Source organism: Pseudomonas meliae, from assembly GCF_001400515.1.
In the GTDB taxonomy this organism is placed as follows: domain Bacteria; phylum Pseudomonadota; class Gammaproteobacteria; order Pseudomonadales; family Pseudomonadaceae; genus Aquipseudomonas; species Aquipseudomonas amygdali.
Window position 1 is genome coordinate 1 of sequence record NZ_LJQT01000458.1, and the last position, 8733, is coordinate 8733.

Below are 8733 nucleotides of genomic sequence, written 5' to 3' on the forward strand. Positions count from 1 at the left end.
GTTTTTTGCTATCAAGCTGGGCCAGAGTAGGGTGACTTGTCGCCCGGATCGGGGCCAGCCATCAAGCCAACGGCGCGATAGGCCTTTTCGGTTTGATAGCAATCGGGCGTGGCCAGCTTCAAGATCAGGTCACATTCTGATAGCAAATCAAGTTAGTTTGTTTGTTTGTTTATTAGTTTGTTTGTTAGTTTGTTGTGGTACACTGGCACTTCACTCTTGGAGGGTTTTGTCATGCGTCCTGCGGATTTCTCGTCTGAACAGATCATTGAGGCCGGTAAGGCACTGCAAAGTGCTGGTCGGGCGATTACCGGTTTCGCCCTGCGCAAGGAGGTCGGTGGTGGCAACCCTAACCGGCTGAAACAGGTTTGGGATGAGCATGCAGCCAGTCACGTGGTGGCAGAGTCAGAGCCCGTTGCAGAACTTCCTGTCGAGGTGGCACAGGAGCTTGCCCAAGTCTCTGAGGCGTTGGTAGCGCGTTTGGCTTCTATGGCGTTAGGGATTAATGATCGCGCTGTGAAGGCCAGTGACCGGCGTGCTGCTGAAGTCGTGCGCGCTGCGGGTGAGCAGCGCGATCAGGCTGACAGAGAGCTTGTGGACGCAGCTCAAACGGTTGAGGACCTGGAACAGCAGCTTGATAGCCTTCAAGAGTCTCGCGACCTGCTAGTGATCGAGCTTGAAAAGGTCAGGACTGCCAAGCAGGAGCAGGCTGTAGAGCTTGCCCAGGTGCGCGAGCGGTTAACTGCGGTTGAGAAAGCTGCCAAGGAGGCAGCTGCAACCGCGAGCGCACAGGTCAAGTTGCTCCAAGGTCAGTTGGAGGAGCAGCGTCGGTCTGAGCAAATGGCCAGAGAGCGTGAGGCCCAGGCAACTGGTGCGCTGCACCAGATGGAAAAGCAGCATTTGGTCGACGCTGAAGTCTGCCAAGAGTTGCGAACAGAGGTACGCGCATTGTCTGCCGCGCTCGCTGAGACTAACGCGGTCAGTGATGGGCGCGCTCACGATCTGACGCAAGCGAAGGCCGATGTGAAGGCTATGCGAGAAGAGCTAAAGGCCGCTCACGATGCCCAGGCCAACGGCCTTGGCCGTGAACAAGCTGCCCTAGCGCAGATAAAGGCACTTCAAGATGCGCTGAGTGAGGCTGTGAAAGCGCCGGTGAAGCGACCGCAGAAACCAGCTGCGAAAACGAGCAAAGCAAAGGCACAATTGCCAGGTAACGAAGCGAAAGGGGATTGATCATGACTGTAATGCATCAGTGTGACCGTTGCGGCCATCAGGGGCGCGTGATTGAACTGGTCGATGGCTATTTGTGCGAATGCTGTGATCAGCAGCTTGAGGCGCATCGGCGTACAGAGGAAGCATGCAATGAATGCGGCCTGTCTGGCGTGACCTCTACTGGACTGTGCTACGCGTGCGAGAACTCGACCAAAGACGAAATCAGCCTACACGGAACTTCTCTTCAAACATGACGCTTCTGAGCCAATTCAGGGCTACCAGCTCACCTCCGACGTTATTGTGCCAAGCTGTCTGTGTCGTCTGATACAGGCTATCAATCTCCTTGAGCTTGGTCCGGTAGCGTTGGACTTCCAGAATCAGCCTGCGTATGTCGTCGTTAGGGTATCGCGTCCAAAACGTCCGGAGCTCAGTCAGGGTCACAGGTTCGAAAGGAGGCAGAGTGGACGGCGGTGATGATCTGGCCATGATGCACCTATCTGTATATAGATACAGTATTCTGGCACGCTGCTTGATGCGTAGTCCACCTGATAGCATTTCGCGCTGACCAGCTGCGATACCAGGTGCAGATTTGATAGCAAAAGTCGTAGACATATAGGATCTTTGATCCTATAATTTCCGTGAGCTCCGGGCACTTCGTCCGGTTCGGTCGGAGGTCTTTAAATGGCTGGTGATACTGATACTACTGACACAACGACTCTAACTTTGCGTGGAACCCCGTTCGCGCTGATTAATGCTGCTAAGCGCCTAACTGGCGAGACGACAGGCAATAAGGCGTTCTTGGCTGCCGTTGTCCAGTTGGATCGTCTCACTGATGAAATAGCCGATGAGCGTGCCGAGAATAAGCGGCTTCGTGAAAACTTACGTCGCTCGCAATCACTTATACATCAGCTTAACTCTGTGTGTATTCAAGTGTCCGAGCTGGCAGGGCAAAAAGATTTGTTTGAATAATAAATCTCTAAAATAACTTGATGGATAGGATCTTAGATCCTATAATGTTTCTGTGGTGGCACGCAGAAAGCCACTCGTATCCGAGAAGGCTAGCCGTTGCCATCGCGGAGAACGGGATGAGACTTTCAGAGGTTGCGACTATCCGTACTAACTTTCCAGACGCTAATTTTTGGGTTGTTAGGCGGGGCTCAGCAGAGCGATGCGGCGAACCAACCCGGACTTTTAATCCTGAACATATCGGGATCCGAGTACACCGTATCGACATACTGCTGCCGGACTATCTTTTCTACGTGCTGATGTATTTTCATCAGCAAGGTTACTGGAAAAGACTGGCAACAGGCACGTTGAGTTTAGTCAATATCCGTGTTTCAGACGTTCGACGTATCGAGTTGTCGCCACGGTAAGCAAGGGGGCCATTTTGGCCCCTACGCTTTTCAATGACCACAGGTGAAACAGATGAAAATTTTAGTACCTTCAATCGAAGATCAACAGGAAGTAATTTTCCAGCAAGGGATCAAAGACGGGATCAAGCAATTAGAGATGAATCTAAGGGCTAAGCGTTATTCACCACAGACACAGATAGATGATTCTATATATCGTCGCGATCATCTGTTGCGGGAAAATGAAGGTTGGCAGGCTCCGGAACCCGAATTGGTCAAAGCTTATTTTAGGCACTTTCAAGACCTTTTCCCGGACTATGGAACTGATGCAAAGTTAGCTATGCTGTTGGGTATTCATGGCAGTGGAAACGATAGGCGCATTCGGGCATTTAAGGATGGCAGCAAGAAAACACCTTACGGAATATGGAGACGCTTTCTCGTCTTAACAGGCAGAGTGCCGCAAGATATTATTCCTGTCTTGGGTATACTACGCTAATTCATTGGAGAGCCCATCATGGCTGGATATTTTGAGTATGAAAAAGAGGATCTTGACTTACAGGTTCCGGTGCTTTTTAGTCTTCGAGAGTTACGAGCAATCGAATTGCTGATTGGCGGTGATACTTTTGAAGCAGGCTCAGATTGGGCGGTCGTGGCCGAGCGAGCTCAGGACAAACTTTCCGAGGCGATTATAGTTCGACGACTTGAAGCAGAAAAGAACTTAAAGTCAACATGAAATCAATCTGGCGATATTGCAAAAATGACTGCTGATCAGGTAAGAGACGAAACAATCAAACTATTGGTTGTTGGTGGGCCATGTGATGGACAGCGTATGGCACGCCCTGGGGATAAATTCACTTTAGAAGTCGGTACTGGCAAAGTTGTAGAAAAAAGGACGAGGTTTAATTACGTGTTACGGTGGCATCCCTTAATCAAATCTTTAGTTTGGGCGTTGCCAGAAAATAAAAGTGTTCGTCATCCATCTATGAGAGGTGTTTGAAATGGAGAATGTCTTTCTTTGTCTGAGTATCATCTGCTCGGGTTGTATGATCACCCTGGGGCTTACCTCTATCAGTGAGCAGCTGTCGAGAATGAATGAATTGCGCGATAAAGAGTTAAGTGCCGATAGTAGTGCTCCAGAGAGTAAGGAGTCTTAAGTATGAAAGGGTATGATGAGTATCCGATTGCGCTCGTTTCTAAGCAAGAGCTGAATGATGCCCTCGATGCAAGGAGCACGCGTGGTTATCAGCGATTTTACGGTAGGATTTTGCTTGTCGATGACGACTTTGTTTACCAGGATTTGGATAACCGGGAAGGACCGGGTTCAATTGTCAAGCATGCTAGGCCCGCCGCATATTTCAAAGATATTGGCGTTGCGGACCATTTGGTTTACGAGTACTTCGACGGAATTTTTACCGAGGTTAATGTCGAATGTGCAGTCGTAGAGCGAGACATTGACCGGAAATATGCAATTGAGCGTTTGAAACGACAAGGTGTTAACGAAAGTACTGTCGAACTGTTGCAGTTTGGACACTCTGTAAACAAGCGACTTGATGAGCATCGTGAGCTTGTCGAGGCGATTGAACTGTCAACTACTCTCTTCGTAGACAAGCCTTGGTACGCCATGCATATGGCGACACAGGACGACTACCTGATGCGGTTGTTCCATATGGTACACAAGATATGGCCTGATGATCCTAGGAAGGGGCTGATCCCAGGAATGCCGGTGAGAGAACGCCCCGAGATCCTGGGGCTCTGTTTGTTGCCGGATCGTACCGACCTACGGTGAGCATGGTGCGAGGTTTATCTGCACGCGACTCTACAGCACAATACGCTAAAGCGTATCGTGCCGTAGCTGATTAAATTGGTTGCAGCAAACAATATCGGATTAAAGCGCTTTCAACACTTTGCTTGCTGCCCAAGACGAGTTTCACAACGATAGCGTTATCAGCTTCAACAATCTCATAGAAAACTCTATACCCATCGGTGTTTAACTCACGATAGTGCAGCACCCCAAGGTCGCTCAGTTGGGGGCTTATCGGGTAGCCCAGCGGTGCAGATAGTAACTTATCTTGAATCGTATCAATAAGATTGCTCACGCGTAGCATCGCCTGAGTGAAGTCTTGATACAAGGACAAGTGTTCAACCTGATCTTCTAGGCTACTTTGTGCCAAATCGGTGTAGCGAATATAAATATCAGACATTTTGCTTTGTAAATCTGGTATTTAAACGTGCTTTGAGTTCGTCAGTGGAGCAATGCTTGCCTTGGGCGTACTCACGGGAGCTGATTGCCAACAGCTTCACCAGGGCGATCGACTCGTCTCGCCGCTTGCGTTGTGCGTATGATTCCACTACGTAAGCTGGTACACCGTTTTGTGTGACCACCAGCGGCTCGTCGAGAGGTAGATCGGCTGCGTGGCGCTTCAGGTAGCTAATGGTTTCAACTCGCATGAAATATTTCCTTCAAGGTAGTGAGGTCGAAACTATAGACTAAATTTGGTCTAAATAAAAGCCTTTTGAGCTATCACATATCTATAGATAACTGACCCGTCGCGCCGGATGTGGCTATAGCTATCAATTACCATCTTTCAATCGGATAAATGATTGATTATCACATATCATTGTTTTATCTCGGTATGTGATAATCCACGTGCCTCTAACGATAGAGAGATACCTATGAGCGATTCCCACAACACGCCCAGTATTCAAGACTGCCCGACAGTGATTGGGGATGCTCGCCACGCAATTGACCGGCGGGCTTGGACCATAAAAGACGGCCACGACCTAGCGACGCACTTGCAAGCGGTGCGCACGGAGCTGGGCGCTTATCTAGCCGACCTCGATCAGCGTAAGCTGATCAGCGTCACTGTCCTCAATTACCTGCGCACCCTTTTGGATGTTGAGCTGGAAAAAGTGGAAGAAGCGGAGTCGGCAGACGACGCAGACCAAGAGTCAATCCGCCGCAAGCAGCCATCGGGCATAGGCATGGAAAGAGCGGTCCCGCTCGACATTGATGAGAGCTGTGTGGAGTTAGTTAAGCGCTTTCAGGACCTTGACCGCCGTGTGCATGACATGATCTTTGGACCTCCTGGCTACGATATGGCAGTGCTGGAGGCTTTAGAAACAGAGCGCGCAAATGTGGTGAACTCAACAATGTTCCGCCTCGGTGTTGCGCTCCGAGCGTGCGGCTATCTGCATGACTGAACCATACCGGAGCGATAGATGATGAGCGTAAAAACCCAAGATGCAGCAACACTAGACCGTGCCGCCGATCTGTACTACGCGCAGCAGCTGGGGCACTCGGCTGTTCGTGAGAATGACTTCGCTACGCTGAAAGCGGAATTTGTTAAAGGCTACGGCACCGATCAGGAGGCGCTTGAGTACTTCAACGCAGGTGTCGACGAGGAGTCGGCTTGTCGGACAGCGCTTGGTATGACTCCCGGCCAGTACCAGAAACACTATGCGGCCAAAGTCCAGGCTTTGGCCGACCGGCGTGACGCGATTCACGCTGCTTCTCTCGGACGATAGGAACCACTATGCGTAACACGTTGATAGCACTTGCTGTAATGGCCTGCGCGAATGTCGTTCAGGCTGCGAGCAGTCTTGACGACTGTTTGAAACTCGCGAAGACCACAAACGACTCCGAGTTGTGTGTGGCTGCGGATTCCGCAGTGACAGACGCTCGACTCCGAAAAACGTTTGAATATGTCGTTACCCATGAAGAGGTTGCCGAAGCGGTTAAAGCGCTTCGTGACGCACAGTTGGCTTGGGACAAGTTCCGCGATCTGGACTGTAGCGCGGTCAGCGCGTCGTATACCGGAACATATAGAGGTACTGCGTATCAAGAGTGCTTGAAGAGTCATGCCGTCGAACGGATCAAGACCTTGGAGTCGTGGGATCCTGCTCACTTTGAAAGTGAAAGCAACGTTGAATAAGTAGCATGATTGAGGATGAAATGCGCCACTCCATAGGATTCATCATTTAGAGGGTTTTCTGTGCGAGTGCATATGTACCTACGAGCTTCATCCAAAGGCCAAGATTCGGATCGTGCCAAGCCTCTACTGATGGAGTTCGTTCAGCAACACGGATTGGAATTGGCCGAGGTGTACAGCGAGAATTTCACCGGCACCAAACTCCTTCGGCCAGTTTTAATGAGGTTGCTTAGTCAGGCTAACCCCGGCGATATCCTGTTGGTCGAATCAATCGACCGGCTGTCAAGGCTGGAGCTGGACGACTGGACCACACTGAAGGCTATGCTGCACGAACAAAAGCTGCGTTTGGTGGTTGAGGATCTACCCACGACTCACCAGCAGCTGGACGACAGCGTTCCGAGTCAGTACCTCGCTCTCATACGCGACCTCGTGACGGATCTGGTTGCTACTCAGGCCCGCATAAGCCACCAGAAGCGCGTGCAACGCATACGGCAGGCGTTTGCTAACAAACGTGCCGCCGATCCTAACTGGAAGCTCCCAGGCAAGCAGAGGAATGCAAAGCGATGGGCAGAGATACAACGTCTATTGCTTAAACACCCTACAGCTACCGCTCTGGAAATTGCTACGCTTGCTGGATGCGGTGTAGCCACCGTCTACCGGGTGAAAAAAGAAATCAAGTCAACAGTAAAATAGGGGGCAATATGCAGAACTATCACAACGATACAAATCCTAAAGCATATCTAGGCATCATCTTGTTACTCGGGTTGATAGGTTACGCAATCACAAAAGATATAGCCGACTCAATCGGTGTAGACGTACACGCTGCGTTCACGCTGATCACTGGTGTCGTGTTTGCGCTGTTTCTGCTAGTACTGGGGCTCTGGTCGCAGGTAAGCGACAGATGGCCGCTTACACTTGTCAATATTTTGCCCGTCGCGCTGTTTGCTTTGGTTTTATCGCTTAGCCCTATGCTTAGTCAGTTGGGATGCGTTGGAATGATTGAGCATTGCTTTGAGATAAAATGGTGGGGCAAACCATCCGTCCATTATAGTCTTGCTTGGGCAATCCTGATCGGTGGTTACGGCTACCTGTACTTGACTCGCGATTAGTCCAAGGGAGAGATACCGACAGAGATTTGCTATCAATGTCAGCATCGATCAGTGCCGGCCAGGTTCAAGTTTGCTATCAATTCACGTTCGCTAAGGCTTCCGTGAGCGCTTCAATGTTCCAGTCCGTCCGGAATTGCAGGAGCATTGCGCTCCTGCTAGTCAGTTTTGATCGCGTTCTTTAATCGCGTCTGCGAGGGCCTCAACGGCCCAATCGGGGCATGGGTAGGAGCTGGGCTTATCAGGGTCATTCAGCCATGAACGAACTGTACGCACGGCACATGGCCGCTTGGTAAAGCTGCAAATCAGTGCCGCACTCTCAGCCTGCGTCAAGTCGTGTTCAGCCAGCAAAGTTTTGTATCTAGCTCGATTGTCCATTGGCCGTCACTCGGCGGTAGACGGATTTTCGATGAACACGAACAACCGCCCTTCGGTTGGAACCTCCAACATACTGCGTACCCGTTGATTGACTGAATCGGTAAACGGGTTTTTGAAGGCAATCTGCCCAGGGCAGAACATCGCCAATACCGCTGGCAGTAGAGAAACCGTTAATCCCCACGTAAATAGCAGAGTCGCTTTCAAACCCGCAGCGATTTCTTCAGGCGTGGCAGCGCGTAGTGATGTGATCAGATCCGTGGTCGATGCAGGGTCAACGAGGACTAAGAACGAGAAAGCCAACAGCAAAAATCCCGGTACCGCGACGATGCTGCGTGCCAGCAGGCGCGCTATCAGACCCACTCCCCTAAACGCATAAGCGAGGTAAAGGCGGCGATCTTGGCGGGTGGTGCTGACGATGCTGTTATAGACCTCGACTGGCAATGAGCCGACCTCGACGCCGTTGACGTGGATACGGGCAATGGATGAGGACATAAAATTTCCTTTCAGGATTCGAATGTTGATAGGCAGTACTGCCTGTCAAAGCAGAATAGGCAGTGCTGCCTATTTAGTCAATATCCTCTGACGCCACGCGGCCAGCCTCCTGTTGATCACCCTTTTGCTATCAGAATTTGACCTGGTGCTGGAGCTGGCCACGTCCGATTGCTATCAAATCGAAGAGGCCTATCGCGCCGTTGGCTTGATGGCTGGCCCCGATCCGGGCGACAAGTCACCCTACTCGGAGCCAGCTTGATAGCAAAAAAC

The 8733-nt window shown here is 50.8% G+C and carries 13 protein-coding genes; 10 read left to right on the forward strand and 3 right to left on the reverse strand.

The annotated features are described in order from the left end of the window. The first annotated feature begins 231 nt into the window (after positions 1-231). The 5 genes from ALO64_RS20885 to ALO64_RS20910 all read left to right on the forward strand — a co-directional run bounded on the left by ALO64_RS20885 (position 232) and on the right by ALO64_RS20910 (position 4344). Entirely contained in the window at positions 232-1230 is a 999-nt protein-coding gene (locus ALO64_RS20885) for a DNA-binding protein (RefSeq protein WP_044345188.1), read from the forward strand. A gap of 660 nt (positions 1231-1890) precedes the next feature. Beyond that, complete coding sequence (locus tag ALO64_RS20895; protein ID WP_024650466.1) at positions 1891-2178, forward strand: hypothetical protein; 288 nt, start codon at positions 1891-1893, stop codon at positions 2176-2178. A gap of 456 nt (positions 2179-2634) precedes the next feature. Continuing rightward, positions 2635-3054 (forward strand): hypothetical protein, encoded by a 420-nt coding sequence (locus ALO64_RS20900; RefSeq protein WP_044345186.1) that lies wholly within the window; start codon positions 2635-2637, stop codon positions 3052-3054. A gap of 18 nt (positions 3055-3072) precedes the next feature. Further along, entirely contained in the window at positions 3073-3291 is a 219-nt protein-coding gene (locus ALO64_RS20905) for a hypothetical protein (protein WP_044345184.1), read from the forward strand. Positions 3292-3714: 423 nt separating this feature from the next. Beyond that, positions 3715-4344, forward strand: coding sequence for a hypothetical protein (locus tag ALO64_RS20910; RefSeq protein WP_044345183.1), 630 nt, complete (start codon positions 3715-3717; stop codon positions 4342-4344). A gap of 70 nt (positions 4345-4414) precedes the next feature. On the opposite strand, the gene ALO64_RS20915 is transcribed toward ALO64_RS20910, so the two are convergent. Then, positions 4415-4759 (reverse strand): type II toxin-antitoxin system RelE/ParE family toxin, encoded by a 345-nt coding sequence (locus tag ALO64_RS20915; RefSeq protein ID WP_024650459.1) that lies wholly within the window; start codon positions 4757-4759, stop codon positions 4415-4417. Beyond that, positions 4752-5006, reverse strand: a complete 255-nt coding sequence (locus ALO64_RS20920; RefSeq protein ID WP_044345181.1) for a type II toxin-antitoxin system Phd/YefM family antitoxin — start codon at positions 5004-5006, stop codon at positions 4752-4754. Before ALO64_RS20920 ends, ALO64_RS20915 begins: the two co-directional genes overlap by 8 nt. A gap of 225 nt (positions 5007-5231) precedes the next feature. On the opposite strand from ALO64_RS20920, the gene ALO64_RS20925 reads away from it, so the two are divergent. The 5 genes from ALO64_RS20925 to ALO64_RS20945 all read left to right on the forward strand — a co-directional run bounded on the left by ALO64_RS20925 (position 5232) and on the right by ALO64_RS20945 (position 7596). Next, on the forward strand, positions 5232-5759 hold the full coding sequence (locus ALO64_RS20925; protein ID WP_044345179.1) for a hypothetical protein: 528 nt from the start codon (positions 5232-5234) through the stop codon (positions 5757-5759). Between the two features lie 18 nt (positions 5760-5777). Continuing rightward, positions 5778-6083 (forward strand): hypothetical protein, encoded by a 306-nt coding sequence (locus ALO64_RS20930; RefSeq protein ID WP_044345178.1) that lies wholly within the window; start codon positions 5778-5780, stop codon positions 6081-6083. An 8-nt stretch (positions 6084-6091) separates the two neighbouring features. Then, positions 6092-6490, forward strand: coding sequence for a lysozyme inhibitor LprI family protein (locus ALO64_RS20935; protein WP_019740161.1), 399 nt, complete (start codon positions 6092-6094; stop codon positions 6488-6490). A gap of 72 nt (positions 6491-6562) precedes the next feature. Next, entirely contained in the window at positions 6563-7180 is a 618-nt protein-coding gene (locus tag ALO64_RS20940; protein WP_044345176.1) for a recombinase family protein, read from the forward strand. Positions 7181-7188: 8 nt separating this feature from the next. Next, entirely contained in the window at positions 7189-7596 is a 408-nt protein-coding gene (locus ALO64_RS20945) for a hypothetical protein (RefSeq protein WP_044345175.1), read from the forward strand. 381 nt (positions 7597-7977) lie between these two features. Here ALO64_RS20945 and ALO64_RS20950 read toward each other — a convergent pair whose 3' ends face one another. Continuing rightward, the gene (locus tag ALO64_RS20950; RefSeq protein WP_044345174.1) at positions 7978-8463 is read right to left on the reverse strand and encodes a hypothetical protein; all 486 of its coding nucleotides are present in this window, start codon (positions 8461-8463) and stop codon (positions 7978-7980) included. Positions 8464-8733: the final 270 nt, after the last annotated feature.

Bases quoted from the DNA above. Each gene is read 5' to 3' on its own strand.
- ALO64_RS20925 (WP_044345179.1), top strand. From the start codon at position 5,232: ATGAGCGATTCCCACAACACGCCCAGTATTCAAGACTGCCCGACAGTG.
- ALO64_RS20935 (WP_019740161.1), top strand. From the start codon at position 6,092: ATGCGTAACACGTTGATAGCACTTGCTGTAATGGCCTGCGCGAATGTC.
- ALO64_RS20910 (WP_044345183.1), top strand. From the start codon at position 3,715: ATGAAAGGGTATGATGAGTATCCGATTGCGCTCGTTTCTAAGCAAGAG.
- ALO64_RS20930 (WP_044345178.1), top strand. From the start codon at position 5,778: ATGATGAGCGTAAAAACCCAAGATGCAGCAACACTAGACCGTGCCGCC.
- ALO64_RS20900 (WP_044345186.1), top strand. From the start codon at position 2,635: ATGAAAATTTTAGTACCTTCAATCGAAGATCAACAGGAAGTAATTTTC.
- ALO64_RS20915 (WP_024650459.1), bottom strand. From the start codon at position 4,759: ATGTCTGATATTTATATTCGCTACACCGATTTGGCACAAAGTAGCCTA.
- ALO64_RS20920 (WP_044345181.1), bottom strand. From the start codon at position 5,006: ATGCGAGTTGAAACCATTAGCTACCTGAAGCGCCACGCAGCCGATCTA.
- ALO64_RS20905 (WP_044345184.1), top strand. From the start codon at position 3,073: ATGGCTGGATATTTTGAGTATGAAAAAGAGGATCTTGACTTACAGGTT.
- ALO64_RS20885 (WP_044345188.1), top strand. From the start codon at position 232: ATGCGTCCTGCGGATTTCTCGTCTGAACAGATCATTGAGGCCGGTAAG.
- ALO64_RS20940 (WP_044345176.1), top strand. From the start codon at position 6,563: ATGTACCTACGAGCTTCATCCAAAGGCCAAGATTCGGATCGTGCCAAG.
- ALO64_RS20895 (WP_024650466.1), top strand. From the start codon at position 1,891: ATGGCTGGTGATACTGATACTACTGACACAACGACTCTAACTTTGCGT.
- ALO64_RS20945 (WP_044345175.1), top strand. From the start codon at position 7,189: ATGCAGAACTATCACAACGATACAAATCCTAAAGCATATCTAGGCATC.
- ALO64_RS20950 (WP_044345174.1), bottom strand. From the start codon at position 8,463: ATGTCCTCATCCATTGCCCGTATCCACGTCAACGGCGTCGAGGTCGGC.